26 protein-coding genes are annotated in these 25,020 nt (G+C 66.7%); 14 read left to right on the top strand and 12 right to left on the bottom strand.

The features are described from left to right. The first annotated feature begins 205 nt into the window (after positions 1-205). A complete protein-coding gene (locus ACRCUN_RS28775) occupies positions 206-1,399 on the top strand; it encodes an MFS transporter (RefSeq protein WP_462145027.1) in 1,194 nt (397 codons plus the stop codon). A 14-nt stretch (positions 1,400-1,413) separates the two neighbouring features. Here the strand turns inward: ACRCUN_RS28775 and ACRCUN_RS28770 are convergent, their stop codons facing one another. The 3 genes from ACRCUN_RS28770 to serA form a co-directional block, all read right to left on the bottom strand. Then, positions 1,414-1,989, bottom strand: a complete 576-nt coding sequence (locus ACRCUN_RS28770; RefSeq protein ID WP_462145026.1) for a hypothetical protein — start codon at positions 1,987-1,989, stop codon at positions 1,414-1,416. 98 nt (positions 1,990-2,087) lie between these two features. Then, on the bottom strand, positions 2,088-3,098 hold the full coding sequence (locus ACRCUN_RS28765) for a 3-isopropylmalate dehydrogenase (RefSeq protein ID WP_462145025.1): 1,011 nt from the start codon (positions 3,096-3,098) through the stop codon (positions 2,088-2,090). Next, positions 3,095-4,681 carry a phosphoglycerate dehydrogenase gene (serA, locus tag ACRCUN_RS28760; protein WP_462145024.1) on the bottom strand — a complete coding sequence of 529 codons (1,587 nt, stop codon included), beginning with the start codon at positions 4,679-4,681 and terminating at the stop codon, positions 3,095-3,097. The genes ACRCUN_RS28765 and serA overlap by 4 nt, the downstream gene beginning before the upstream one ends. Before the next feature lie 88 nt (positions 4,682-4,769). Here serA and ACRCUN_RS28755 point away from each other — a divergent pair, with 88 nt between their 5' ends. The 10 genes from ACRCUN_RS28755 (at position 4,770) to ACRCUN_RS28710 (ending at position 13,414) form a co-directional block, all read left to right on the top strand. Beyond that, on the top strand, positions 4,770-6,224 hold the full coding sequence (locus ACRCUN_RS28755; protein WP_462145023.1) for a phytoene desaturase family protein: 1,455 nt from the start codon (positions 4,770-4,772) through the stop codon (positions 6,222-6,224). A 7-nt stretch (positions 6,225-6,231) separates the two neighbouring features. Beyond that, complete coding sequence (locus ACRCUN_RS28750) at positions 6,232-6,447, top strand: hypervirulence associated TUDOR domain-containing protein (protein ID WP_462145022.1); 216 nt, start codon at positions 6,232-6,234, stop codon at positions 6,445-6,447. Continuing rightward, positions 6,444-6,869: a hypothetical protein gene (locus ACRCUN_RS28745; RefSeq protein ID WP_462145021.1), complete on the top strand. Its 426-nt coding sequence runs from the start codon at positions 6,444-6,446 to the stop codon at positions 6,867-6,869. Before ACRCUN_RS28750 ends, ACRCUN_RS28745 begins: the two co-directional genes overlap by 4 nt. Positions 6,870-6,983: 114 nt before the next feature. Beyond that, on the top strand, positions 6,984-8,495 hold the full coding sequence (gene crtI, locus ACRCUN_RS28740; RefSeq protein ID WP_462145020.1) for a phytoene desaturase family protein: 1,512 nt from the start codon (positions 6,984-6,986) through the stop codon (positions 8,493-8,495). Beyond that, on the top strand, positions 8,492-9,436 hold the full coding sequence (locus ACRCUN_RS28735) for a phytoene/squalene synthase family protein (protein WP_462145019.1): 945 nt from the start codon (positions 8,492-8,494) through the stop codon (positions 9,434-9,436). Before crtI ends, ACRCUN_RS28735 begins: the two co-directional genes overlap by 4 nt. A 2-nt stretch (positions 9,437-9,438) precedes the next feature. Continuing rightward, the gene (locus tag ACRCUN_RS28730) at positions 9,439-9,786 is read left to right on the top strand and encodes a lycopene cyclase domain-containing protein (RefSeq protein WP_462145018.1); all 348 of its coding nucleotides are present in this window, start codon (positions 9,439-9,441) and stop codon (positions 9,784-9,786) included. Further along, positions 9,783-10,124, top strand: a complete 342-nt coding sequence (locus ACRCUN_RS28725) for a lycopene cyclase domain-containing protein (RefSeq protein WP_462145017.1) — start codon at positions 9,783-9,785, stop codon at positions 10,122-10,124. The genes ACRCUN_RS28730 and ACRCUN_RS28725 overlap by 4 nt, the downstream gene beginning before the upstream one ends. Beyond that, positions 10,108-10,815 carry a class I SAM-dependent methyltransferase gene (locus tag ACRCUN_RS28720; protein ID WP_462145016.1) on the top strand — a complete coding sequence of 236 codons (708 nt, stop codon included), beginning with the start codon at positions 10,108-10,110 and terminating at the stop codon, positions 10,813-10,815. The genes ACRCUN_RS28725 and ACRCUN_RS28720 overlap by 17 nt, the downstream gene beginning before the upstream one ends. Continuing rightward, entirely contained in the window at positions 10,812-12,341 is a 1,530-nt protein-coding gene (locus tag ACRCUN_RS28715) for an FAD-dependent oxidoreductase (RefSeq protein ID WP_462145015.1), read from the top strand. The genes ACRCUN_RS28720 and ACRCUN_RS28715 overlap by 4 nt, the downstream gene beginning before the upstream one ends. Continuing rightward, positions 12,338-13,414, top strand: coding sequence for a Rieske (2Fe-2S) protein (locus ACRCUN_RS28710; RefSeq protein ID WP_462145014.1), 1,077 nt, complete (start codon positions 12,338-12,340; stop codon positions 13,412-13,414). The genes ACRCUN_RS28715 and ACRCUN_RS28710 overlap by 4 nt, the downstream gene beginning before the upstream one ends. Here the strand turns inward: ACRCUN_RS28710 and idi are convergent. Then, positions 13,347-13,895: an isopentenyl-diphosphate Delta-isomerase gene (idi, locus tag ACRCUN_RS28705; protein WP_462145013.1), complete on the bottom strand. Its 549-nt coding sequence runs from the start codon at positions 13,893-13,895 to the stop codon at positions 13,347-13,349. The two genes, ACRCUN_RS28710 and idi, sit on opposite strands and share 68 nt — an antisense overlap. Before the next feature lie 75 nt (positions 13,896-13,970). Here idi and wrbA point away from each other — a divergent pair, with 75 nt between their 5' ends. Then, the gene (gene wrbA / locus ACRCUN_RS28700; protein ID WP_462145012.1) at positions 13,971-14,570 is read left to right on the top strand and encodes an NAD(P)H:quinone oxidoreductase; all 600 of its coding nucleotides are present in this window, start codon (positions 13,971-13,973) and stop codon (positions 14,568-14,570) included. 14 nt (positions 14,571-14,584) lie between these two features. Here the strand turns inward: wrbA and ACRCUN_RS28695 are convergent, their stop codons facing one another. The 5 genes from ACRCUN_RS28695 to ACRCUN_RS28675 are packed head-to-tail and all read right to left on the bottom strand — an operon-like array spanning position 14,585 to position 20,171. After that, positions 14,585-15,568, bottom strand: a complete 984-nt coding sequence (locus tag ACRCUN_RS28695) for an ornithine cyclodeaminase family protein (RefSeq protein WP_462145011.1) — start codon at positions 15,566-15,568, stop codon at positions 14,585-14,587. Positions 15,569-15,592: 24 nt separating this feature from the next. Continuing rightward, entirely contained in the window at positions 15,593-16,519 is a 927-nt protein-coding gene (locus ACRCUN_RS28690; RefSeq protein WP_462145010.1) for an ABC transporter permease, read from the bottom strand. After that, positions 16,516-17,625, bottom strand: a complete 1,110-nt coding sequence (locus ACRCUN_RS28685; RefSeq protein ID WP_462145009.1) for an ABC transporter permease — start codon at positions 17,623-17,625, stop codon at positions 16,516-16,518. The genes ACRCUN_RS28690 and ACRCUN_RS28685 overlap by 4 nt, the downstream gene beginning before the upstream one ends. Then, positions 17,622-19,160 (bottom strand): ABC transporter ATP-binding protein, encoded by a 1,539-nt coding sequence (locus tag ACRCUN_RS28680; RefSeq protein WP_462145008.1) that lies wholly within the window; start codon positions 19,158-19,160, stop codon positions 17,622-17,624. The genes ACRCUN_RS28685 and ACRCUN_RS28680 overlap by 4 nt, the downstream gene beginning before the upstream one ends. A gap of 15 nt (positions 19,161-19,175) precedes the next feature. Next, entirely contained in the window at positions 19,176-20,171 is a 996-nt protein-coding gene (locus ACRCUN_RS28675; RefSeq protein WP_462145007.1) for a BMP family ABC transporter substrate-binding protein, read from the bottom strand. A 181-nt stretch (positions 20,172-20,352) separates the two neighbouring features. Between ACRCUN_RS28675 and ACRCUN_RS28670 the strand changes: the two genes are divergently transcribed. Beyond that, positions 20,353-21,057: a GntR family transcriptional regulator gene (locus tag ACRCUN_RS28670; RefSeq protein ID WP_462145006.1), complete on the top strand. Its 705-nt coding sequence runs from the start codon at positions 20,353-20,355 to the stop codon at positions 21,055-21,057. 100 nt (positions 21,058-21,157) lie between these two features. Beyond that, positions 21,158-21,442: a hypothetical protein gene (locus tag ACRCUN_RS28665; protein ID WP_462145005.1), complete on the top strand. Its 285-nt coding sequence runs from the start codon at positions 21,158-21,160 to the stop codon at positions 21,440-21,442. A gap of 71 nt (positions 21,443-21,513) precedes the next feature. On the opposite strand, the gene ilvC is transcribed toward ACRCUN_RS28665, so the two are convergent. Genes ilvC through ACRCUN_RS28650 form a run of 3 tightly spaced genes read right to left on the bottom strand, consistent with a single transcriptional unit; the run spans position 21,514 to position 24,954 of the window. Next, positions 21,514-22,515 carry a ketol-acid reductoisomerase gene (gene ilvC / locus ACRCUN_RS28660; RefSeq protein WP_267312647.1) on the bottom strand — a complete coding sequence of 334 codons (1,002 nt, stop codon included), beginning with the start codon at positions 22,513-22,515 and terminating at the stop codon, positions 21,514-21,516. A gap of 53 nt (positions 22,516-22,568) precedes the next feature. Continuing rightward, complete coding sequence (gene ilvN, locus ACRCUN_RS28655) at positions 22,569-23,081, bottom strand: acetolactate synthase small subunit (RefSeq protein WP_462145004.1); 513 nt, start codon at positions 23,079-23,081, stop codon at positions 22,569-22,571. 1 nt (position 23,082) lies between these two features. Beyond that, positions 23,083-24,954 carry an acetolactate synthase large subunit gene (locus tag ACRCUN_RS28650; RefSeq protein ID WP_462145003.1) on the bottom strand — a complete coding sequence of 624 codons (1,872 nt, stop codon included), beginning with the start codon at positions 24,952-24,954 and terminating at the stop codon, positions 23,083-23,085. Positions 24,955-25,020 lie beyond the last annotated feature (66 nt).

The raw sequence follows: 25,020 nt of genomic DNA, 5'->3' as shown, positions 1-25,020 counted from the left end.
AACGCACACACTCGCCGATCCATCGCTTCGGGCCGCACCGGCAGCCACCCCTATCGAACCCCTTGGACGCCAGATCAATCGGTCCGCCGATCGCGAAAACACCGGACCCCGAACCACTCCCGTGATGCTGAGCACACCCGCCCCCTTGTCTCATATTTCGAGACACAGATTCAGCATATTGAGATCCATGTGGCACGATTCAGACATGTCCGTTTCGTCGATCAGCACCATTCGTCGCTGGTCGATGCTCGGCATCGCTCTGACGGCGACCACCTGCGCCAACGTTTTCATCAACGGTGCGGCATTCCTGATCCCCACGCTGCACACCGAGCGCGGCCTGGATCTGGCGAAGGCCGGTCTGCTGTCGGCGATGCCGAGCTTCGGCCTGGTCATCACGCTCATCGCGTGGGGATATCTCGTAGACCGGGTCGGCGAACGCATTGTGCTGACGGTGGGTTCGGCGTTGACCGCCGCGGCAGCCTTCGCCGCGGCATCCGCCCAGTCATTGGTGGCCGTCGGCGCGTTCCTGCTGCTGGGTGGGATGGCCGCGGCGAGCAGTAATTCGGCGAGCGGCCGCGTGGTCGTCGGCTGGTTCCCGCCCGAACAGCGCGGCCTCGCAATGGGTATCCGGCAGACCGCGACCCCGCTGGGCGTTGGCCTTGGCGCACTGGTGATCCCTCGGCTTGCCGAGAGCTACGGTCCGTCGACCGCACTGCTGTTCCCCGCCGTCGTCTGTGTGCTGTCCGCTGTGGTGTGCGCCATCGGCGTGCTCGACCCACCGCGACCGCCCCGCCACGAGGCACCCCCCGAACACCTGGCCAATCCGTATCGCGGCTCAAGTGTGTTGTGGCGCATCCACGCCGTGTCGGTGCTTCTGGTGATTCCGCAGGGCATGGTGTGGACGTTCACCCTGGTGTGGCTGATGAGCGACCGGGGCTGGTCGGCGTCGTCGGCGGGTGCCTTGGTCACGGTGGCCCAGCTGCTGGGAGCCGGCGGACGGATCGCGGCGGGCCGATGGTCGGACGTGGTCGGTCAGCGGTTGCGGCCCATCCGCACGATCGCCCTCGCGGCGGCGGCGACGATGGCGCTGCTGGCTTTCACGGACTGGCTGGACTCCCCGATCAGTGTTGCGCTCATCGTCGTCGCCTCGGTGATCACGGTCTCCGACAATGGTTTGGCCTTCACGGCGATCGCCGAGATCTCCGGGCCGTTCTGGAGTGGCCGCGCGTTGGGCACGCAGAACACGACGCAGCATCTGGCTACCGCGAGTTCCTCACCACTCTTCGGCGCTCTCATCGGCGTGGCCGGATACCCGGCCGCATTCGCGGTTTGCGCGCTGTTGCCGTTGCTGGCGATCCCCCTGGTTCCCGCCGACCAAGCCATGCGCGACGCGCCATAAGTCCGCGAGACTGCTCAATTTCCGCGCGGCCGTAGCAGTAGGGCGGCGGTCAGGAAGCACAGCGCTCCGACGAATGTGCCGAAGTTGGCGAGCCGTTCGTCAACGGTGACCCCGGTCTTCCTGACGAACGCCGCAAGCGCGGAAACACCGAACGCCACACAGCCGGCCATATTGACCCAAGCTGCTTGCCAGTCAATGGATTTCGGCGCCCACAGTCTGACTGCGAGGACGGCCAGCACACCACTGACGAGGAAGGCCGCCGATCCGGTGGCATCCGGCGCCCACACGAAGCGGCGCTCGGCGAGTACCGCGTGCACCCACACCGATGTGCCGGTGCTGAGGTTGAACAGCAGCGTGCCGACGAATTGCGTGAGCGCCGAACACCATTCGGTACCGCGCGTCCGATCTGCCAGTGCCAGTTGCATCCAGGCGGCGCTCGTGAAGAACCACGAGCCGACGAAACACAACACGTTCGTCGTACCGGCCCCGGCGAGCGCGGGAAACCCCGGCGTCGTGGCGACCGCGAAGAACGACGAGCCGATGACGAACAGCCAGCACTGCCGGCTGAGCGTCGCGAACTGGTCAGTCACTCCCCACCTCGCTGAGCGGTCGACTAGCACCGGTTCGACTCTGCGTAGAGGGCGCGAAAACACGAGAGGTCAACGCCCTCAACGCAGGATCAACGAAGTCAGAGCAGCGACCGGATCCGCTCGCCGACCTCGCTGGTGGACAACTTCTCGTCTCCCCGCGTGGCCAGGTGCTCGCTGACGGCCTTGTCGACCCGGGCCGCCGCATCGGTCTCGCCGACATGGGCCAGGAGCAGCGCCACGCTCATCACCGCGGCGGTCGGATCGGCGATCCCCTGCCCGGCGATGTCAGGTGCACTGCCGTGCACGGGCTCGAACATCGACGGATTGGTGCGCGTCGCGTCGATGTTGCCGCTGGCGGCCAGACCGATACCACCGCACACCGCAGCGGCCAGGTCGGTGATGATGTCGCCGAACAGGTTGTCGGTGACGATCACGTCGAACCGGCCCGGATCGGTGACCATGTGGATGGTCGCCGCGTCGATGTGCTGATAGGCGACCTCGACGTCGGGGAATTCCGCGCCGACCTCCGACACCACCCGCGACCACAGACTCCCTGCGAAGGCCAGCACGTTGGTCTTGTGCACCAATGTGAGGTGCTTGCGACGGTTCTGGGCCCGGGCGAACGCGTCGCGGACCACACGCTCGACGCCGAACGCGGTGTTGACACTGACCTCGGTGGCCACTTCCTGCGGTGTGCCGACCCGCACGGCTCCACCGTTGCCGGTATAGGGACCCTCGGTGCCCTCGCGCACGACCACGAAGTCGATCGGCGGGTTGCCGACCAACGGACCCGTCACACCGGGATAAAGCCGGCCCGGCCGCAGGTTCACGTGATGGTCGAGCGCGAATCTCAACTTCAGCAGCAGGCCGCGCTCCAACACGCCACTGGGAACCGAGGGGTCGCCGATCGCACCGAGCAGGATCGCGTCGTAGCCGCGCAGTTCCTCGATTGTGTTCTCGGTCAACAGTTCACCGGTCGCGTGATAGCGACGGGCACCCAGGTCGTATTCGGTCTTCTCGACCCCTGGCAGCACCGTGTCGAGCACCTTGACGGCCTCGCCGATGACTTCCGGGCCGATGCCGTCGCCGGCGATGACAGCGAGTCTCATGACAGGTCAACCACTTCCAGCGTGCTGGCGCCGACCGCGGAGGCGATCGCGGCACGCACATCGTCGGGGACATCGGTATCCAGGCGCAGCATCACGGTCGCGCTGTCACCGGTGGCGTCCTGGCTCATCTGTGCGGCGAGGATGTTCACTTCCGCCCCGCCGAGCAGCGTGCCGATCTTGCCGAGTGCACCCGGCTTGTCGCTGTAGTTGACGATCAGGTTGTAGCCCTCGGCGCGCAGGTCGAAGTTGCGGCCGTTGATCTGCACGATCTTCTCGACCAGCTGCGGACCGGACAACGTACCCGCGACGTTGATCGACGATCCGTCGGCGTGCACAGCGCGCACGTCGACCACGCTGCGGTGGTTGGGGCTCTCGGTGGCGGTGCTGATCTCGGCGGCCACGCCCCGGTCGGCGGCCAGCGCGGGTGCGTTGACGAAGGTGACCTGCTCGTCGACCACGGCCGAGAACAGTCCACGCAATGCCGACAACCGCAGGATTTGGACGTCTTCGGACGCGAGCTCGCCGCGCACCTGCACCGACAGCGACACCGGAGGGGCATCCGACAACGCACCGACCAGCAGGCCCAGCTTGCGGACCAGGTCCAGCCAGGGCGCGACTTCCTCACCGACGACGCCGCCGCCGACGTTGACCGCATCGGGCACGAACTCACCCGCCAGCGCGAGCTTCACGCTCGCCGCGACATCGGTTCCGGCCCGGTCCTGGGCTTCGGCGGTCGAGGCACCGAGGTGCGGTGTGACGACGACCTGCGGCAGCTCGAACAGCGGGCTGTCGGTGCACGGTTCGGTGGCGAACACGTCAAGGCCGGCACCGCGGACGTGGCCGCTGGTGATCGCGTCGGCAAGGGCCTGCTCGTCGATCAGCCCGCCGCGCGCGGCATTGACGATGATCACGCCCGGCTTGGTCTTGGCCAGTGCCTCTTTGCCGATGAGGCCCGCGGTCTCCTTGGTCTTGGGCAGATGCACCGAGATGAAATCGGCGCGGCCGAGCAGCTCGTCGAGCGTGAGCAGTTCGATGCCCAGCTGTGCGGCGCGGGCCTGCGACACGTAGGGGTCGTAGGCGACGATGTGCGCACCGAAGGCCGCAAGTCTTTGCGCGACGAGCTGACCGATCCGGCCGAGGCCCACCACGCCAACCGTCTTGCCGAAGATCTCCGTGCCCGAGAACGACGACCGCTTCCAGGTGTGTTCGCGCAACGTCGCGTCAGCCGCCGGGATCTGGCGGGCCGCCGACAGCAGCAGTGCGAGCGCGTGCTCGGCGGCACTGTGGATGTTGGACGTAGGGGCGTTGACCACAAGCACACCGCGGGCAGTGGCGGCGTCGACGTCGACGTTGTCGAGGCCGACACCGGCCCGGGCGACGATCTTGAGCTTGGGGGCCGCTGCGATGACCTCGGCATCCACCGTGGTGGCCGACCGCACCAGCAGTGCGTCGGCGTCGGGGACGGCGGCGAGCAGCTTCTCGCGATCCGGACCGTCGACCCATCTGACCTCTACCTGGTCACCGAGGGCGGCAACGGTCGATTCCGCGAGCTTGTCGGCAATCAGTACAACGGGAAGACTCACGCGGTCAGCCTAGTGTGTGCGGTTTTGCGCCGGTACGCCCGCTACCGCACATCTGCCACACCCGCCGCGCATACGGTCTACTGAAGTCGTGGACGTCACAGTCGTCGGCAGCGGTCCCAACGGTTTGGCCGCCGCGGTCATATGCGCGCGGGCCGGTTTGTCCGTGCGGGTCATCGAAGCAGAGTCGACTCCCGGCGGCGGCGCCCGTACGCTGCCGGACCCCGAGTTCTCCGGGGTCAGCCATGACATCTGCTCGGCGGTGCACCCGCTGGCACTGGCATCGCCGTTCTTCGCGGCCTACGACCTGACCGCACGTGGAGTGCGACTTGCCGTCCCCGACATCTCCTATGCCAGCCCGCTGCCCGGGCGTCCCGCGGCCATCGGCTACCGCGACATCGGCCGGACATGTGCAGAACTCGAGGACGGTGACTCGTGGCGACGGCTGCTCGGCCCCCTTTCCGACGATTGCGACGGCGTCGTCGGCGTGATTCTCGGCGACAAACGCTCCATCCCACCGTCGCTGACGTCCGCCTTGCGATTGGCTCCGCGGCTGCTCGCCCATGGCACGCCGCTGTGGCGGTCACTGAAGGGCGAGGATGCCCGCGCGCTGTTCAGTGGTGTTGCAGCACATACGATCTCGCGGATGCCGTCGCTGGTGTCGGCGGGGGCCGGGCTGATGCTGGCCACCCTCGGCCACGCGGTGGGCTGGCCTATCCCGGTCGGCGGGTCGCAGGCGATACCGGACGCGCTCATCGCCGACCTCAAGGCTCACGGCGGCGAACTCGTCCTCGAGCAGGAGGTCACCGAACCGCCTTCGGGCGTGGTCCTTTACGACACCGCGCCGACCGCGCTCCTGTCGATCTACGGCGACGCACTGCCCCCGCGCTACGCGAAAGCCCTGCAGCGCTACGCCTACGGACCAGGGGTCGCCAAAGTCGATTTCGTGCTCTCCGGCGAGATTCCCTGGAGCGATCCACGATTGGCATACGCGCCCACGCTGCACCTGGGTGGCAGCCGGTCGCAGATGGCGCTCGCCGAGTCGGAGATCGCAGCGGGCAGGCACGCCGAATGGCCGATGGTGCTTGCGGCATTGCCCCATATCGCCGATCCGGGCCGTATCGATTCGCAGGGCCGCCGTCCGCTGTGGAGCTATGTCCACGTGCCCAACGATTCCCCCACCGACATGGCCGAGACGGTGACGGCGATCTTCGAGCGGTTCGCCCCCGGCTTCCGTGATCTGGTGGTCGCGGTGCGCAGCGTGCCGGCGGCACAGATGACCGGACACAACGCCAACCTCGTCGGCGGCGATATCGGGGTCGGCGGCAACAACATGGTCAGCGCGTTGGCGGGGCCGACGCCGAGGCTCAACCCGTGGTCCACACCGATCCCCAATGCTTATCTGTGTTCGTCGGCAACACCTCCGGGCGGCGGCGTGCACGGCATGTCTGGCTTCTACGCGGCGCGCACGGTCCTCGAGCGCGAATTCGGCATCGCCGAGCTGCCGGACCTGGCGGCCGTGACCTCGCCGGAAAAGTGGGTATAGCACCCGTGTGAGCGACGGATTCCGCAAAGGCGACAAGGTGTCGTGGCAAAGCCATGGCACCACGGTGCCCGGCACGGTGGTCGAGAAGATCACGTCCGACACCGTGGAGGCCGGCCGACAGGTTCGGGCGAGTCCGGACGATCCTCAGTACCGCGTGCGCAGCGACAAGACCGGGCACGATGCGGTGCACAAACCGGATGCACTGAAACGGCGCTCATCATGACCGCACGGGATGACGCGCATGTCAGACCGTCCGGTGTGGATGACGCGACGGTCGAGGCCGTCGGCGTCGTGTCGGAGGCCCTCGAACATGTCGAACGCGCGCGCGGGCACCTGTACTCGTTCCACCAGGTGATGGGCCATGCTGATCTGCTGCTCGGCGAAGCGTGCGACAAACTGCGCGAAGCCGGGCACAGCGAGATCGCCGACCGGCTCACCGAAGATCTCGTCGGCCGCAACGTGATCAACGGGCGCTGGACCTTCCAGGTGGTCGAGGAGTTCGACGACGGGTATTGGTCGCGGTTCCGCGCACATGAAAGACGCGTGCGCGACGAACTGATGGACGGCAAACGCCACGTGTACGAGGCGGAGATGAAGGAGCGGCGCCGGTCTCAGGGCCGCGACGGACACGAAGCCACACCGTAAAGCTCGATCGGCTGCGATTCGGCGGTTCGATTTTGCGTGGGCGGGGTACATGACCTGGGTGAGCACCGACCTGACGGCGCCGGCCGGCGTTATCTGCGCCGATCGGGTCGCGTGATGCGCACCGTTACGGGATCGACCGAGAAGGTGGTGGTCGTCGGCGCCGGCCTGGCGGGGCTTTCGGCCGCCATGCATCTGGCCGGCCGGGGCCGCATGGTGACGGTCCTGGATCGCGGCGCGCACCCCGGCGGGCGCGTGGGCCGCTGCGATGTCAACGGGTACCGGATCGACACCGGCCCCACGGTGCTCACCATGCCTGACATTCTCGACGCGGCTTTCGACGCAGTCGGCGAATCCTTGGCATCGAGAATGGAACTGCGGCCGGTCGAGCCGGCCTACCGCGCGGCGTTCGCCGACGGTAGCCGCATCGACGTGCACAGCAACCCGGACGCGATGGCCGCCGAGATCGAGAAACTGACCGACCGCCGTCAGGCCGACGGTTACCTCGAATTGCGCCGCTGGCTGTCGCGGCTGTATCAGGTCGAATTCGACGGGTTCATCGACGCGAACTTCGACTCTCCGCTGTCGCTTGTCACGCCTCAACTCGCGCGGGTGATCGCCCTTGGCGGGTTCCGGCGCTGGGACACCGTGGTCAACAGATTCATCACCGACGAACGTCTCAAGCGTCTCTTCACCTTCCAGGCGCTCTATGTTGGCGTTCCGCCGCAGCGGGCGCTCGCGGTTTACGCGATCATCGCCTACATGGACACCGTCGCCGGTGTCCATTTTCCCACCGGCGGAGTCCGTGCACTGCCCGACGCGATGGCGGCGGCAGCTGCGGACGCCGGAGTCGAATTCCACTACGGCGCAACGGTATCGAGCCTCGAAAGATCAAATGACCGGGTGCGCGCGGTCATCACCGACACCGGCGAGCGGTTTGAGGCCGACGCGGTGGTGCTGACGACCGAACTGCCCGACACCTACCGCCTGCTGGGCCGCACCCCGCGGCGGCCGATGCGGCTGCGCCCGGCCCCCTCGGCGGTCGTCGCACACGTGGGTTGCCGCGCCGTCACCGAGCGGCACGCCGGACACCACAACATCTTGTTCGGAGCCGCCTGGCGGCAGACGTTCGCCGACATCATCGAAGACGGCAGGGTGATGGGCGACCCTTCGCTGCTGGTGACCCGTCCGACCGCGAGCGATCCCACGCTGGCCCCGAGCGAACGGGATCTGCTCTACGTGCTGGCGCCCGCACCGAACACCGCAGTGAGCACGATCGATTGGGCTGCCACCCGCGCCGGCTACGTACAGCACATGCTCGATACGGTCCGCGAACGGTTGCCGGGTGTCGGCGAAGAGCCCGAGCTACTGCACGTCGTCGACCCCGCGGACTGGGAAAGACAAGGAATGGCGGCCGGAACGCCGTTCGCCCTGGCGCACACCTTCAGCCAGACGGGTCCGTTCCGCCCCGCCAACACCGTGCGTGGCATCGACAACGTCGTGTTGGCCGGGTCGTCGACGGTCCCAGGTGTCGGCGTACCCACCGCCGTCATCTCCGGACGGCTGGCCGCCGACCGGGTGACCGGTATCCCATTGTTGGACAAGCGCACTCGGGCGGTGGTGACATGATCTCATCAGAACTGAACGCGGCGGGCGTACGCGATCCCGAGTTGCGCGAGGCATATGAACGCTGCCGGGCGATCAATGCCCGGCACGGCCGGACGTTCTTCCTGGCGACCCGGCTGCTGGCACCCGATCAGCGGCCCGCGGTGCACGCGTTGTACGGCTTCGCCCGGCATGCCGACGACATCCTCGACGACTTCGACGGCGCCAGCACCGAGGATCGCGCGCGCAGGCTCGAGAATCTGGGGACCGACCTGTTCAAGCGTCTGGTCAAAAATGAGTGCTCGGGCGACGATCCCACCCTGGCCGCCGTGGTGCACGCGGCGCGCACCTACGGGATCGACTGGCAATTGTTCGACGACTTCCTGCAGTCCATGCGGATGGACCTGACCGTGACCGACTACGCCGATCGCGCCGCGCTGAACCGGTACATGTACGGATCGGCGGAGGTGATCGGACTTCAGATGCTGCCGGTGCTCGGCACCGTGGTGCCACGCGAGGAGGCCGCGCCGTATGCCGCCGGTCTCGGAAAAGCGTTCCAGCTCACCAACTTCCTGCGTGACATCGACGAGGACCTCGAACTCGGCCGGGTTTACCTTCCAGCCGATGAACTGTCGGCTTACAACGTCGACCGCGACGTGCTCGAGTGGTGTCACGCCAATCGGCGCACCGATCAACGGGTTCGGCGTGCACTCGTCGAACAACACGCGATCACGCGTCGGGTGTACGCATACGCCCAGCGCGGTATCGGCATGCTCGAACCACGGTCGCGGCCCTGCATCACCGCGGCGCTGACGTTGTACTCCGAAATCCTCGACCGCATCGAGGCCATCGAGTTCGCCGTCTTCAGTCAGCGCGCCACGGTCGGCACCGGGCGCCGCCTGGCCGTGGCCGCGAACGGTCTGACCGGGGCCTGGCGCGCGCGGCTGTTCGACCGGAGGTCGTGAGAGTGGACCGCTGGCACTATCTGCTCGTGCTCGGCGCGTGTCTGCTGATCACCCTTCCCCTGGAGTTCCTCGGAACCGGCGTCTACCGACGCCCGGGCCGGACGGCTCGCGCGGTGCTGCCGGTGGCCGCGGTGTTCGTGGTCTGGGATCTGCTGGCGATCGGCGCCGACGTGTGGACCTACAACCCGCGCTACGTCAGCGGCATCGACCTCTTCGGCGTGATGCCGCTGGAGGAACTGCTGTTTTTCATTGTGATCCCGCTGTGCGGCCTGCTCACTTTCACCGCGGTGGAGAACCTGCTGCACAAGGGGCTGCAACTCTGGTCGCGTCGCCGGGAGGTGCGGACGTGAACGGGCTCGGTTACACGCTGCCCGCGGTGATCGCCGTCGTCGTGGTCATCGCGTTGGAGTTGAAGGTGTTTCGCACCGGCATCTTCCGGACGGCGACCTATTGGATCTCGATGGCGATCGTCCTCGGCTTCCAGATCCCGGTGGACGGTTGGCTGACGAAGCTCAGTGCTCCGATCGTCCTCTACGACGACCGGCACACCACGGGCATCCTATTCCCGTGGGACATACCGGTCGAGGATTTTCTGTTCGGCTGGGCGATGGTGACCGCCGTCCTGATTATCTGGCAGCACCAGCGCAAGCGGTACACGAAGGAGGCGGACGGTGAACGTTCGGCGTGACGTACCCGCGGCGTTCGACGCTGGCGCGGCCGCCTACGACGGGCTGGTGGACGCCAATCCCGGCTATCACGACCATCTTCGGCTCTCGGCGCGCCGGATGGCCCTGCCAGATGGCGGGCGTGGCCTGCGTCTACTCGACGCCGGTTGCGGCACGGGCGCTTCCACGGCGGCGCTGCTGGCCGCGGCACCGCACGCCGAGATCGTCGCCGTCGACGGGTCGGCGGGCATGCTGGCGCAGGCGCGAGCGAAGGACTGGCCCGCGTCGGTGTCCTTCGCGCAGTCCTACGTCGAGCAGTTGGCGGAGAACGGCGTGCGCGGGCCGTTCGACGGGATATTCGCGGCCTACCTCGTGCGCAATCTCGCCGACCCGGACACCGTACTGCGCACCTTCCGGGATTTGTTGCGGCCCGGTTCGACGCTGGCCGTGCATGAGTACTCGGTGCGCGATTCGCGGTCTGCCAGGGTGATGTGGAACCTCGTAAGCACCGCGATCATCATCCCGATGGGACGGATCCGCACCGGCGACGCCTCGCTGTACCGCTATCTGCGCGACAGCGTCAACGGCTTCGACGGGGTTTCGGCATTCCTGAACAGGTTGCGCGACACCGGTTTCGTCAATGCCCGCAGCGCGACGGTGTCCGGCTGGCAGCGCGGCGTGGTACATACTCTCCTCGCGGAGTCGCCACGATGACCGACAGCCGGCGAGTCACGCTTCCCGCGCCATCCGGCGCGCCGCACGCCGGCGCTCTTGAAAGTCGACCCCGAGTCGTCGTGGTCGGGGCAGGCATCGCCGGGTTGGCTGCCGCCACCGGTCTCGCCGAACGTGGAATAGACGTCACGGTCGTCGAACGCGAACGTTATCTCGGGGGGCGCGTCGCGGGCTGGCCCGACGTGCTCCGCGACGGTTCCGAGGCGGCCATGAACCGCGGGTTCCACGCGTTCTTCCGCCAGTACTACAACCTGCGCGCGTTGCTTGAGCGCATCGACGACGGCCTCTCCATGCTGGTGCCCGTCGAGGACTACCCGCTCGTCGACGCGCAGGGCAGGCGCGACACGTTCCGCGGGCTGCCCACGGTGCCGCCGTTCAATGCGGTGATGTTCGCGCTGCGCAGCCCCACCTTCCGGCTGCGTGACCTGGTTCGGCTCAACGCCCGTGCCGCGGCGCCGTTGGCCGACGTGTCAGTGCCCGGAACCTACGACAGCCTCGATCACCGCAACGCCGAGGAGTTCCTTCGCGACATCAACTTCCCTCAGGCCGCGCGCCATCTCGCGTTCGAAGTGTTCTCCCGCAGCTTCTTCGCCAAGCCCGCCGAGCTGTCGGCCGCCGAGCTTGCCACTATGTTCCACATCTACTTCCTGGGCTCCAGTGAAGGTCTCGTCTTCGATGTCGCGAACTCGAACTTCGATGACGCACTGTGGAATCCCCTCCGGGCGTACCTGGAGTCGCTCGGTGTGCAGTTCCGCACCGAAGCATCGGTGACCGCGGTCGATCCGGCAGGCCGGGTGACCGTGGGAACCACGGACGCGGGCACCGAGGTTGCGGCCGAGGCGGTCGTGCTCGCGACCGACGTGAGCGGGCTGCAGCGCATCGTCGCGGCCTCGCCAGCGCTGGGAGACGCCGCGTGGCGCGCGTCGATCGAAAACATGGGAACGGCACCGCCGTTCGTCGTCCAGCGGCTGTGGTTGGACCGTCCCGTGCGTGCCGACCGTCCGGCTTTTCTGGGCACCGGTGGCCGGCCACCGCTCGACAACGTCAGCGTGCTGGAGCGCTACGAGCGCGAGGCAGCCGAATGGTGCCGACACACTGGCGGTTCGGTGCTCGAACTGCACGCGTATGCCGCCGAGGGTGCCGACGAGGGTCTGCGCGAGCGTCTTCTGGGCCGCCTGCACGAGATATATCCGGAGACCGCCGCGGCCGGGATCGTCGACGAGCGCGTGCTGTACCGGCAGGACTGCCCGCGGTTCGCGCCTGGCGATTTCGCGTCCAGACCGACGGTCACCACCCCGCACGAGAACGTGGTGCTGGCCGGTGACGGCATCCGCATCGACCTTCCCGTCGCGCTCATGGAACGCGCCGCCACCACCGGATGGGCGGCGGCGAACGCGATCCTGGCGCAATTCGGTATACGAGGTCACCAGTTGCACACCGTGCCTGTCGAGGGGCGCTCCGCGGTGCTGCGACGACTTGCCGGACAGCGGAGGAGCGTTTCAGCATGACGACTTTCCGGGATCTGCGCTCGCAGCTGGCCAAGGCCTGGCCGTTCGAGACGCTTCCCCGATTGCACTGGGCCGGCCAGCGCCCCACCCATGCCGACGCGTCGCCTGCCGTCATCCGCGCCGCGCTTTCTCGTTCCCAGCGGCGACCGAGCGGCAACTGGTATGTGTTCGGCGCCAGCAGCGACGTGGCCCGAAAGCCGTTCGGCACCAATGTCGCCGGAACGGAGTTGGTGGCGTGGCGCGACGACCGCGGCACGATGCTTGTCGGTCCCGCCGAATGCCCGCATCTGGGTGCGGACTTGTCCACAGGAAAAGTCGACTGCGGCGCGCTGATCTGCCCATGGCATGGGCTGCGCCTGACCGGCCGCCGCCAAGCGGGCTGGAAGCCGTATCCGAGCTTCGACGACGGTGTGCTGGTGTGGGTTCGGCTCGACCACGTCGGTGGCGAGACGCCGACGGACGAGCCGGTGATCGTGCACCGGCCGAGGCCGCCTGCCATAGCGGCCGTCGCACGCCTGACGGGCACGTGTGAGCCCGCCGACGTGATCGCGAACCGGCTCGACCCGTGGCACGGATCGTGGTTCCACCCATACTCGTTCACCAAACTCGATGTGCTGCATTCGCCGCCGGCGACCGCGGATCTGCCCGATGGTCACGATCGCCTGACGGTGGCCGTCACCTTCCGGATGGGCAGGTTCGGCGTGCCGGTGATCGCCGAATTCGTCAGCCCTGAGCCACGTACGATCCTGATGCGCATCATCGACGGCGAGGGCAGCGGCAGCGTGGTCGAGACCCACGCCACCCCCGTGGGTTCGGGCCCCGACGGGCTGCCCCGCACCGCTGTCGTCGAAGCGGTCATCGCGCATTCCGACCGCAACGGATTCCGCCATGCAACGCGCGCCGCACCGATGCTCACGCCGTTCATGCGATACACAGCGGCTCGGCTGTGGCGTGACGACCTCGCCTACGCCGAGCGGTTGTTCGAGCTGCGTCGGCGCCGCACGCTCAGCACACCTGCTCGAACAGGCCGGCCCGCTCAAGCAGTGGAACCTGCTCAGCCGCCCACGGGCTGATCGCCCACGCCAGCGCCGCCGCAGTACACAGATCCTGCCAAGGCACCCAGCGGGCATCCATGGTCTCGTCCGCCGCTGGCGTGACCGCTCCGTCGACCCTGGCCCAAAACACCGGGCAGATCTCGTTTTCCACGGTGCCGTCAGGTGCGACGGCGCGATACCGGAAATCCGGAAGAACGCACGTCGGCGTATCGATCGTCACGCCGAGCTCCTGACGCGCGCGCCGAGCCACGGCTGCCGACAGCTCCTCGTCGGGCGCGGGGTGTCCGCAGAACGAGTTCGTCCACACCCCCGGCCACGTGCGCTTTCGCAGCGAGCGGCGCGTCAGCAGAACACATCCGTCGTCGTCGAAGAGATAACAGGAGAACCCGAGGTGCAACGGGGTGTCCCGATGATGGACCGTGGCCTTGTGCGCAGACCCGATGGCGGCTCCCGCCTCATCGAGCAAGACCACCAACTCGTCAGTTGTAGCGACCGCCATCCCCCCTGGTTACCCACTCACAACCGTTCGATGCATCAGCATGTTCGCAATGAAGGCACTTCCTAGACTGAACCCGTGACCAAACTGTCAGTCATCTACTATTCGGCCACCGGCCACGGCACCACCATGGCGAAGCGCGTCGCCACCGCAGCGGAATCGGCAGGCGCCGAAGTGCGTTTGCGCCACATCGCCGAAACCCTGGATCCGCAGACGTTCGCCCAGAATCCCGCCTGGACCGCCAATTACGAAGCCACCAAGGATCAACCGGCTGCCACGGGCGACGACATCGTGTGGGCCGATGCGGTGATCTTCGGCTCCCCCACCCGATTCGGTTCGCCGACAGCGCAGTTCCGGGCCTTCATCGACTCACTCGGCGGCTTGTGGGCACAGGGCAAGCTGGCCGACAAGGTCTATGCCGCGTTCACCTCCGCCCAAACCGTTCACGGCGGTCAGGAATCCACACTGCTCAACCTGTATGTGTCGTTGATGCACTTCGGCGGAATCATCGTGCCGCCCGGCTACACCGACCCCGTCAAGTTCAACGACGGCAATCCCTATGGGGTGGGACTGGTCGCCAACCGCGAGAACATCTCCGCGTTCGACGACACCACCAACAACGCCCTCGACCACCTCGCGCGCCGGGTTGTCGCCATTGCGGACCGATTGGGGGGTTGAGCGACCCATCGGGTTTACGCGCTCATATCCACGCGCGTACCGATGCCGCGTTCGACGGCGGTGTCGACAAGGCTTCGGGCAGTGACGAGGTCCTGTAGGCCGATACCCACTGAGTTGAACAACGTGATGTCGTCCTCGCCCGCGCGCCCGAGCACAGGATCGACGATGACGTCGCCGAGTTCGGTTGCGACTTCCGCCGCGGTGAGGTGGCCTTCGCTGATCGCCAACAAGACGTCGCCGGACTTGGCCAGCGCAGTGGGCCTGCTGTCGACGATGAGCGTCGCGGCGGCCATACCGGCGCCGTCGATCTCGCGATGGTCGGCGCGCGGCGGTGCGCCGACGGCGTTGACGTGCAAACCGGGCCGGAACCAGCCACCTTCGACGATCGGATCGCGAGATGGCGTTAGCGTGCACACGATGTCGGCCGCCGAGACCACATGGCGTACTGTCTCGGCAGGTTCGACGACGAGATCGAGATCTGCGACGCGTTCGCAGAATTCGTCGACCGTCGCCCGACTGCGCGACCACACGAACACCTTCTCGATCGGCCGGATCCGGGCGATCGCGCGGACATGCTCGACCGCGAGGGTGCCTGCGCCGATCAGTCCGAGCGACGTACTCGATGTCCGCGCGAGGTGTGCGGTGGCGACCCCACTGGCGGCCGCGGTGCGGATCGCGGTGATGAGCCTGCCGTCGAGGACGGCTTCGCATTCCCCGGTCGACGCCGACATCAGCACAATCGTCGAACGCTGAGTGGGCAATCCGGCCGCCCGGTTGAACGGCATGTCCGACAACATCTTCACGGCGCTCGCGCGCTGACGGGTCGCGGCCGCGACCATCGGGAGCGCTGCTGCTCCATGGTCCATGGGCAGCACGGGGGGTGCGGGATTTGTCGCCGTGCCGGTCGACAGGTCGACGTGGGCGCGCTCGACCGCGTCGTAGACCACCGACCGGTCGATGAGCGCCGCGACGTCGGAGTGCGTGAGCACGAGGGTCATGAGTTGTTGCCTTTCAGATTCGGGTCAGACGCGACCGACGTAGGGAACGGTCAGGCAGGACGGCGCCTTGCGACCGCCGACAAAACCACTGATCGCGACGATCGCGATGAGGTAGGGCAGCATCACCAGCACGGCATACGGTATGTGCACGCCTACCGCGGGCAACGCGAACTGCATCGCCCTGGCGACCCCGAAGAACAGGGCCGCCCAGAGGATTCCCGTCACCCGCCAGCGTCCGGCGATCACCGCGACCACGGCGAGATAACCCATGCCTGCGGTCATGTTCTCGCTGAACGAGCGGACCTCGGACAATGCCAGCTGCGCGCCGGCCAGGCCTCCGGCGCCCGAGGCAACGAGTACGCCGATCACACGAATCCCGTTGACCGGCAGTCCTGTCCAGCCCGCCGACACCGCGCCCTCTCCCACCGCGTCGACACGCATGCCCACCATGGTGCGGTTGGAGAACAGCACGGTCAGCGCCACGATCGCGGCCACACAGATGTACCCGAGCAGGGTTTGACCGAAGAGCGCGGGCCCGATGATCGGCAGATCGCTCAACACGGGGATGGCTACGTCGCCAAAGGCGGGAACGTCATGCCCTTTTCCGTCGCCGAGCAGGATCCGGGCCCCGAACGTGGTCAGCCCCAGTGCAAGCGCGTTGGCCGCGACGCCGACGACGATCTGGTCGGCGCGCAACCGGACACTCCAGAACGCCTGCGCCAGTCCGAAGATCAGGCCTGCCACGATGCCTGCGACGGCACCGACCATTGCCGAGCCGGTGCTGACCGAGCCGAGCACGCTGGCGAATGCACCCGTCAGCATCATTCCCTCCATGCTCAGGTTGAGCACCCCGGCGCGTTCGCTGATCGACTCGCCGGCCGCGGCGAGCAACAGCGGTATCGCGAATGCCACTCCACTGGAAACGATTTCGGTGATCATCGACGTGTTCATGCGGGCACTTCCTCGGTACGGGGCGCTGCGGGTTCGACGCGGGTGTGCCGGCGGGCAGAGCGCGCCGTGGTCGTCCACCACGCCGCACCCGCGATGAGGATGATGAGAACGGCCTGCACCACGGTCATGGTCGAGGCGGGCACCCCGGCGGCCAGCTGGAGATTGATGCCGCCCGACACGAGGAACCCGAACAGGAGCGAGACCGCAGCAACGGCCGCCATGGAACCACGTGCCAGCAGGCCCACGACGAGGCCGCTGAAGCCGAACCCCGACGAGAACCCCTCGGCCAGGATGAACGGCGCCGTCGTCACCAACAGACCACCGGCTGAACCAGAAAAGGCACCTGCGGTGGTGAGTCCGAGAAACGCCGTGCGTTCGACGGGTACGCCGAGCCGCAGGGACGCGCCGCCGGACAGGCCAACGGCCCGAAGACGCAATCCGATAGCGCTGTGACGCAACATGACTCCCACTGCGGCCACCAGTATCAGGGCGAGCACGATTGCGATGGTCGCTGGATTCTTGTGCAGGCCGAGCAGCGGCAGATGCGTGGCCTGCGCCAGCGGCTCGGACTGCGGAAGGGTCTCGGATGAGGTCATCGGTTGGCGCAACAGCGCCGGCTCCTGAACCATCAGCACCACCAATGCCAGACCGACGAAGTTCAGCAGCAGCGTCGTGATGATCTCGCTCGTCCCCCGCCGGATCCGCAGCCAGGCGGCGATCGCGGCCCAGCCGGCACCCGCGAGTGCGGCAGCCGCCAGGGTGAGCGCCAATCCGACGGGCAGCGGCATGTCGTCGGACAACGTCACACCGACCGCGGTTGCCGCGATTCCGCCGAGGCAGAGTTGCCCTTCGCCACCCACGTTGACCAGCCCGGCGCGGTAGGCGATGGTGAAACCCGCCGCGACCAGCATCAGGACAGCGGCGTTGTTCAGCGACGTCCCGATCGCGAAAGGCGATCCGAGCGTGCCTTCGACCAGTGCGTCGATCACGTCGAAGGGGTTGGCCCCCGCGGCTGCCGACAGGGCGAGGCCGACGAGTGCGGAGACGACGAGGGCAGCAACCGCTACCACCACCGGGTGACGGGGGTTGAGAGACATCGCGGTCATGCCGGCACTCCCATCATGAGAACGCCGATTTCTCTTGCAGCGGTGGGTGAATCGGTTCTCACCGATCCGTGTAGGGCCCCGCGATAGGCCACGACGATCCGGTCGCACACCGCGAGGAGTTCGTCGACCTCGGTTGAGGTGATCAGTACCGCGGCGCCGTCGTCGGCGGCGGTGCGCAGGCGGTCCAGGACGAACGCGACGGCGCCTGCGTCGAGTCCGCGGGTCGGTTGTGCCGCGACGACGACGCGAAGCCCGTCCGTCGACAGTTCGCGAGCGAGTACTACCTTCTGTTGGTTCCCGCCAGACAGCGAGCGCAGTTGTGCGTCCGGGCCCGAGGTCTTTATCGAGTAGTCCGTGATGGCAGCCGAGGCGTCTGCACGCATCCGGGCCCGGTCGAGCAGACCCCATCTCCGGTACTTCGAGAGCCGGGGCATGGCCATGTTCTCGGCGATGGACAGTTCGCCGATGATGCCCTCGGCGTGCCGGTCTTCCGGTATCACCGCCATCCCGGTGCGGGTGCGGCGAGCCGGCGAGGCGTCGGCGAGGTCGACGCCGTCGACGAGCACATTCCCGCTGTCGGGCTTGAGCGAACCCGACAGCACGGCAGTCAATTCGGACTGTCCGTTGCCCTCGACCCCGGCGATTCCGACGATCTCACCGCGCTCGACCGTGAGGTTGACATTCGCCAGTGCGGCACTGCCGTCGGAGCGGGTGAGGTTCAGTGCGCGCACCGAAAGGCCGCCGCCGGGACCGGTGCTGGTTCTGCGCCGCGGGATGGGCTGCAGCGGTGTCGAATCGCCGAGCATGAGCTGCGTCAGAGCAGACAGCGAGACCTGCGAGAGCACTCCGCCACCGACCACGGACCCGGCCCGCAAGACCGTCGCTTCGTCAGCGGCGCGTGCCACTTCACCGAGCTTGTGGGTGATCAGCACAACCGACTTGCCGTCGGCGGTCAGGGCCGCGCACGTGTCGATGAGTGCGTCGATCTCGGCGGGATCCAGTACCGCGGTGGGTTCGTCGAGCAGTATCAACCGAGGGTCGCGCAACAGGGCCTTGACGATCTCGACCCGTTGCCGTGCACCGACGGTCAACTCACCGACAACGGCCTTGGGGTCGACACTCAGTCCGTACTTGTCGGAGATGCGGTCGAGATCAGTCGACAGTTGATTTCGCGGCGGACGGAATCCATCACGGCCGAGCAGCAGATTGTCGGCCACGGTCATCGTGGGTATCAGTGAGAAGTGCTGGTGCACCATCGCGACGCCGGCCGAAAGCGCCTCTGCCGGGTTGTTCGGACGGTAGTCGGCACCGGCGAGCGTCATGCTGCCCGTGTCGGGGGACACCGTGCCGTAGATGCTGTTGCACAGTGTCGATTTGCCTGCGCCGTTCTCGCCGAGGATGCAGTGCACGGAGCGCGGTTTGACGGTAAGAGTGACGCCGTCGAGAGCTCGTACCGGGCCGAATGATTTCCCGACTCCGGTCATGGTGAGCATCGCGGTGGCATCTGGAGCCGTTGTCTCTGCGGCGATGGTCATGGAGTGCGCCTGCCGTCAGTAGGGTTTGGCCGAGCCGGAGACGAGAGCCGACTTCGCGTTGGAAACCGCGGCGGCTACGGCGGGTTCGTCCGCGCAGACGATGTAGTCGGTGCCACCCTTGTCGGAGGTGAGCCCGAACGGAACCTGTTCGGCCTTCCAGGTACCGTCGAGCACCGAGGACACCGCGTATTCGATCTCGGTTCCGATGTCGGTACGGACAAAGCCGGTGTAGGTGGGGTTGGCACAATCGCCGGGTATCGGGCCGCCACTCATCCGGTTACCCGACTCCTTGGCCGCCTGTTCCATGCCCTGTTTGCCGAGATTGACGATCTGGCTGAGCACGTCGGCACCGGCGGCATACGCGGTCGCGGCGGCCTGCTTGGCTTTGGCGGGATCGTTGAAGTCGCCGACGTACTGCGGTGCGAGCACCTTGACATCCGGCCGGGCGAACCGGGCTCCGTTGCCGAATGCGTTGGCGGCGTTGACAATCGCGGGCAGTTCAACACCTCCGACGAACCCGACGGTTCCCTTCTTCGACGAGGCCGCTGCCGCCGCGCCGGACACGAACTCAGCCTCGGCCTGCTGGGGGTCGTAGTAGGCAAGGTTGGGCATCGGCTCGGCATCTGACGGACCGCCGATCTCGACGAACTTGACGTCGGGGAACTGCGGAGCGACCTTGCGGACGTCCGCGTCGGTCTGTCCGCCCACCGAGATCACCAGATCGTTCTGGGATGCGAAGCGCTGCAAGGCCTGCTGATAGTCAGCAGCCGCGACCTGCTCCACGTAGCTGGCCTCGACCTGATCGCCGTACTTCTCTTGCACACGCTGGAAGCCCAGGTAGCCCGACTGCATGAAACCCGTGTCGTTGATCGAGCCAGGCAGGAAGACGCCGACGGACAACGCGTCGTCATTGCTCGAGCCCGAATCCGATGCGCCGCAGGCAGTCGCACTCAGTGCGAGCAGACCCGCGGCCGCCATGGTGAGAACCTTCGGTGGATTGGTGACCTTCATGGACTTCTCCTGCGTTCAGGGGCTTACCGATTTAGCGGTATACCGTTAGGAGAAGTGTGCGGGCGAGCCATTTCCCCGGAATTGCGATCTCGTTAGCGTCGCGTTACTGGTATACCGCTAACGTGGCAGCGGCTATGCTGACAACAGCCGTAGAGAGAAAGGCCGATGGTTGACTGTCACAGTGACCGACGCGAGCCGGAAACCCTTGCGCGAGCGGGCCTATGACGAACTCCGTGCGCGCATCGTGGGATTGGAGTTGGCTCCGGGAACTCGGCTGATCGAACGTGACCTGGCCGAGGAGCTCGCGGTGTCCCGGATCCCGCTACGCGAGGCGCTGCAGCGTCTTCAGCAGGACGGGTTGGTGGTGACGGTGCCACACCAGGGCACGATCGTCTCACCGTTCACCGTCGATGACGTGCGCGACCTGTTCGACGTCCGGGAGAGCCTCGAAGTGCTGGCAGCCCGGCTGGCGGCCGAGCGCGCAGACCAGGACGGCCTGGATGCTCTCGCTCTCCAGCTGGACATCGCGCGCCAGGCCACAAAACGTAAGAACAAGCCGGCGATCGCAGCCGCCAACGCCCGATTCCACGGCGTCATCGTCGAACTCGCCGCCAATCCCCTACTCGAGACGATGTTGCGGCCGCTCGAGGCGCGCACGCAGTGGCTCTTTCATCTCACCAAAGACCGCGACCCGGGCGTGCAGTGCCGCGAACACGAAGAACTACTCGCTGCAATCGCCGATCACGACGCCGACCGCGCGGCGGAGTCGGCGTTCCATCACGTGCACTCGGGCCGTGCCGACAGCCTGGCCATGGCCGCAACGTGGTCGAGCCCCGATCTCGACCCCGTGCAGCTCACCAGAAGTCGGCGTCGAGAGAGCTCCTAGATTGGTGCACTGCTCCCCCGCCACGGCCGATTAGATTCGGTGTGTGGAGACCGGGGGAACCGCACGCTTCGTGGGATCAGTGCCGCATACGGATTGGGTCATGAAACTCATGGCCGTCGGCGATATGCAGCTGTATCACGTGAACCCGCCGCTGTGCGGCTACAACGTCGTGGCGGCTTCGCAGACGATGTGGGCGATGCGCGCGCAAGCCATCTACCCAGACGGTCGTATCGAGCCGGCAGAGCCCGACGATCCGGTGTCGACGGAGCTCTACGGCGTGACCGGCGAAGGCCTGCAGGTCGACACGAGCCACAAGCTGCCCGGCAGTGCAGAGGGCCGAAGCGTGACGCGCGCCATGGCCGGTATCGGTTACACCCTCATCTGAAACGCGAAAGGCCAGTTATCACACGCTCTTTCGAGTTGGGCGTGCAATAACTGGCCAGTCGGCGTCGGAAATCAGGCCGTTTCGGTGATCGGCCGGTCGACCCAGCTCATCAGGTCGCGCAGCTTCTTGCCGGTGACCTCGATCGGGTGCTCGGCGTTCTTCTTGCGCAGGTCCTCGAGTTCCTTGTTGCCGCCCTCGACGTTGGCGACCAGGCGCTTGACGAACGTGCCGTCCTGGATGTCCTTGAGGATGTCGCGCATGCGCTCCTTGGTACCTGCGTCGATGACGCGCGGACCCGACAGGTAGCCGCCGAACTCAGCGGTGTCGGACACCGAGTAATTCATCCGGGCGATGCCGCCCTCGTACATCAGATCGACGATGAGCTTGAGCTCGTGCAGCACCTCGAAGTAGGCCATCTCCGGGGCGTAGCCCGCCTCGACCATGACCTCGAAACCGGTCTTGACCAGTTCCTCGGTGCCACCGCACAACACGGCTTGCTCACCGAACAGGTCGGTCTCGGTCTCTTCCTTGAACGTCGTCTTGATGACGCCGGCGCGCGCACCGCCGATCGCGGCGGCATACGACAGCGCCAGAGCCTGACCCTCGCCCTTGGGATCCTGGTCGATGGCGATCAGGCACGGCACGCCCTTGCCGTCGACGAACTGACGGCGCACCAGGTGGCCGGGGCCCTTGGGGGCCACCATGCCGACGGTGACGTTCGCCGGGGCCTTGATCAGCCCGAAGTGGATGTTGAGGCCGTGGCCGAAGAACAGCGCGTTGCCGTCCTCGAGGTTGGGCTCGATGTCATTCTTGAAGATCTCGGCCTGCGCGGTGTCGGGCGCGAGCAGCATGATGACGTCAGCCCACTTGGCGACCTCAGCCGGAGTGTCGACCTCCAGACCCTGCTCGGCGACCTTCTCGCGGGACTTCGAACCCTCTTTGAGGCCGACCTTCACCTGCACGCCCGAGTCGCGCAGCGAAAGCGAATGCGCATGCCCCTGGCTGCCATAGCCGATCACGGCGACCTTGCGGCCCTGAATGATCGACAGGTCCGCGTCGTCGTCGTAGAACATCTCAACTGCCATTGCGTGAATTTCCTTCTTTCTAGCTATACAGCCATTTGACGCTACTTCACGGTGCCGATGCCGCGTGGACCGCGGGACACCGACACCACACCGGACTGCGCGAGCTCCCTGATGCCGTAAGGCTCCAGAACCCGCAGCAGGGCTTCCAGCTTTCCCGGCGTGCCCGTTGCCTCGACCGTCAGCGACTCGGTCGAGACATCAACGACTTTGGCGCGGAACAAGTTCACCGCTTCGATGACCTGGCCCCGGGTTCCCGCATCGGCGCGCACCTTGATCAGTGCGAGCTCGCGGGCAACCGAGTTGTCGTCCTCCTGCTCGACGATCTTGATCACGTTGATCAGCTTGTTCAGCTGCTTGGTGATCTGCTCCAACGGCGATTCTTCGACGTTGACCACGATCGTCATGCGCGACATGTCCTTCTGCTCGGTCGCGCCGACCGCCAGGGACTGGATGTTGTAACCACGCCGCGAGAACAGTGACGCCACGCGGGCCAGGACACCGGGCTTGTCCTCGACGAGCACCGACAACGTATGTGTGGGGGTTGCGTTGCTCATGTCAGGCGTGTCCCTCGGTGTCATCGTCGAACAGCGGCCGAATGTCGCGCGCCGCCATGATTTCGTCGTTGCTGGTGCCGGCGGCGACCATCGGCCACACCTGGGCGTCGGCGCCCACGATGAAGTCGATCACCACCGGACGGTCGTTGATGGCGCGAGCCTGGTTGATTACGTCTTCGACGTCTTCGGCTCGCTCGCAACGCAATCCGACGCAGCCCAAGGCCTCGGCGAGCTTGACGAAGTCCGGGATCCGCCGCGAGTGCGTGGCCAAGTCGGTCTGGCTGTAGCGCTCGTCGTAGAACAGCGTCTGCCACTGACGCACCATGCCCAGGTTGCCGTTGTTGATCAACGCGACCTTGATGGGCGCGCCCTCGACGGCGCAGGTGGCCAGTTCCTGATTGGTCATCTGGAAGCAGCCGTCACCGTCGATCGCCCACACCTCGGCCTCCGGACGGGCGAACTTCGCGCCCATCGCGGCGGGCACGGCGAAGCCCATGGTGCCAAGGCCTCCCGAGTTGAGCCACGTCTTCGGATTCTCGTAGGAGATGAACTGGGCGGCCCACATCTGGTGCTGACCCACACCCGCGACGTACACGGCCTCCGGACCGGCGATCTGGCCCAGCTTCTCGATCACGTACTCCGGCGACAGGCTTCCGTCGCTCTGCGGACCGTAACTGAGCGGGTAGGTCGCCTTGATGCTGGACAGGTACTCCCACCAGTTGTCGAGCTTCAGTGTGCCCGCGTTGATCCCGGTCTTGCGCAGGGAATCGATCAGCTCGGCGATGACGGCTTTCACGTCGCCCACGATCGGCACATCGGCATGGCGGTTCTTGCCGATCTCGGCAGGGTCGATGTCGGCGTGGATCACCTTGGCACCGGGCGCGAACGAGTCGAGTTTGCCGGTGACGCGGTCGTCGAACCGCGTGCCCAATGCGATCAGGAGGTCACTGCGCTGCAGTGCCGCCACAGCAGCGACGGTGCCGTGCATACCGGGCATGCCGAGGTTCTGCGGGTGGCTGTCGGGGAAGGCGCCGCGTGCCATCAGCGTCGTCACCACCGGGATGCCGGTCAGTTCGGCGAGGTCGAGCAGCTCGGCGCTGGCCTCACCGCGGATCACGCCGCCACCGACGTAGAGCACCGGCTTGCGGGCCTGTTCGATCAGCTTGGCGGCCTCGCGGATCTGGCGATTGTGCGGCTTGGTGTTCGGCTTGTAACCGGGCAGATCGATGCGCGGCGGCCAGCTGAACGTGCACTGCCCCTGCAGGATGTCCTTCGGGATGTCGACGAGGACCGCGCCGGGCCTGCCACTGCGCGCGATGTGGAATGCCTCGGCGAGCACGCGTGGGATGTCGTCACCGTCGCGGACCAGGAAGTTGTGCTTGGTGATCGGCATGGTGATGCCGGAGATGTCGGCTTCCTGGAAGGCGTCGGTGCCGATCAGCCCACGCCCGACCTGCCCGGTGATCGCGACGACCGGGATCGAGTCCATCTGCGCGTCGGCCAGCGGGGTCACCAGATTGGTGGCACCGGGCCCCGAGGTCGCCATCATGACGCCGACTTTGCCGGTGGCGTGGGCGTATCCGCTGGCCGCATGGCCCGCGCCCTGCTCGTGGCGGACGAGCACGTGACGCAGCTTCTGCGAATCGAACAGCGGATCGTAGACCGGCAGTACAGCACCGCCGGGGATCCCGAAGATGACGTCGACGCCGAGTTCCTCCAACGACCGGATGACGGCTTGCGCCCCGGTGAGCTGCTGCGGTGCGATCCGCTTGGGCTCGGCTTGGTCGGAACCGGCTGGGGACTTGGCTGCGGCGGCGCCGTTCGCCGGCGCAGTGGCCGGCCGTTGCGGCGGTCGCGTTGTCGGTGCGCTCACGATGTCCTCTTATGTCTGTTCGGTGGTTGTAATGATGGCTGGCGCGCCTGAAGGCAACAAAAAACC

Source organism: Mycobacterium venezuelense, assembly GCF_054919535.1.
The sequence above is the reverse complement of the archived record's forward strand: the minus strand, read 5'-3'. Positions and strand labels throughout refer to the sequence as shown.

What these genes read in the sequence shown, in the direction of transcription:
- ACRCUN_RS28775 (WP_462145027.1), top strand. Translation starts at nt 206, where the DNA reads ATGTCCGTTTCGTCGATCAGCACCATTCGTCGCTGGTCGATGCTCGGC.
- ACRCUN_RS28765 (WP_462145025.1), bottom strand. Translation starts at nt 3,098, where the DNA reads ATGAGACTCGCTGTCATCGCCGGCGACGGCATCGGCCCGGAAGTCATC.
- ACRCUN_RS28745 (WP_462145021.1), top strand. Translation starts at nt 6,444, where the DNA reads ATGACCGCACGGGATGACGCGCATGTCAGACCGTCCGGTGTGGATGAC.
- crtI (WP_462145020.1), top strand. Translation starts at nt 6,984, where the DNA reads ATGCGCACCGTTACGGGATCGACCGAGAAGGTGGTGGTCGTCGGCGCC.
- ACRCUN_RS28735 (WP_462145019.1), top strand. Translation starts at nt 8,492, where the DNA reads ATGATCTCATCAGAACTGAACGCGGCGGGCGTACGCGATCCCGAGTTG.
- ACRCUN_RS28715 (WP_462145015.1), top strand. Translation starts at nt 10,812, where the DNA reads ATGACCGACAGCCGGCGAGTCACGCTTCCCGCGCCATCCGGCGCGCCG.
- ACRCUN_RS28710 (WP_462145014.1), top strand. Translation starts at nt 12,338, where the DNA reads ATGACGACTTTCCGGGATCTGCGCTCGCAGCTGGCCAAGGCCTGGCCG.
- idi (WP_462145013.1), bottom strand. Translation starts at nt 13,895, where the DNA reads ATGGCGGTCGCTACAACTGACGAGTTGGTGGTCTTGCTCGATGAGGCG.
- ACRCUN_RS28695 (WP_462145011.1), bottom strand. Translation starts at nt 15,568, where the DNA reads ATGACCCTCGTGCTCACGCACTCCGACGTCGCGGCGCTCATCGACCGG.
- ACRCUN_RS28690 (WP_462145010.1), bottom strand. Translation starts at nt 16,519, where the DNA reads ATGAACACGTCGATGATCACCGAAATCGTTTCCAGTGGAGTGGCATTC.
- ACRCUN_RS28685 (WP_462145009.1), bottom strand. Translation starts at nt 17,625, where the DNA reads ATGACCGCGATGTCTCTCAACCCCCGTCACCCGGTGGTGGTAGCGGTT.
- ACRCUN_RS28680 (WP_462145008.1), bottom strand. Translation starts at nt 19,160, where the DNA reads ATGACCATCGCCGCAGAGACAACGGCTCCAGATGCCACCGCGATGCTC.
- ACRCUN_RS28675 (WP_462145007.1), bottom strand. Translation starts at nt 20,171, where the DNA reads ATGAAGGTCACCAATCCACCGAAGGTTCTCACCATGGCGGCCGCGGGT.
- ACRCUN_RS28665 (WP_462145005.1), top strand. Translation starts at nt 21,158, where the DNA reads ATGAAACTCATGGCCGTCGGCGATATGCAGCTGTATCACGTGAACCCG.
- ilvC (WP_267312647.1), bottom strand. Translation starts at nt 22,515, where the DNA reads ATGTTCTACGACGACGACGCGGACCTGTCGATCATTCAGGGCCGCAAG.
- ilvN (WP_462145004.1), bottom strand. Translation starts at nt 23,081, where the DNA reads ATGAGCAACGCAACCCCCACACATACGTTGTCGGTGCTCGTCGAGGAC.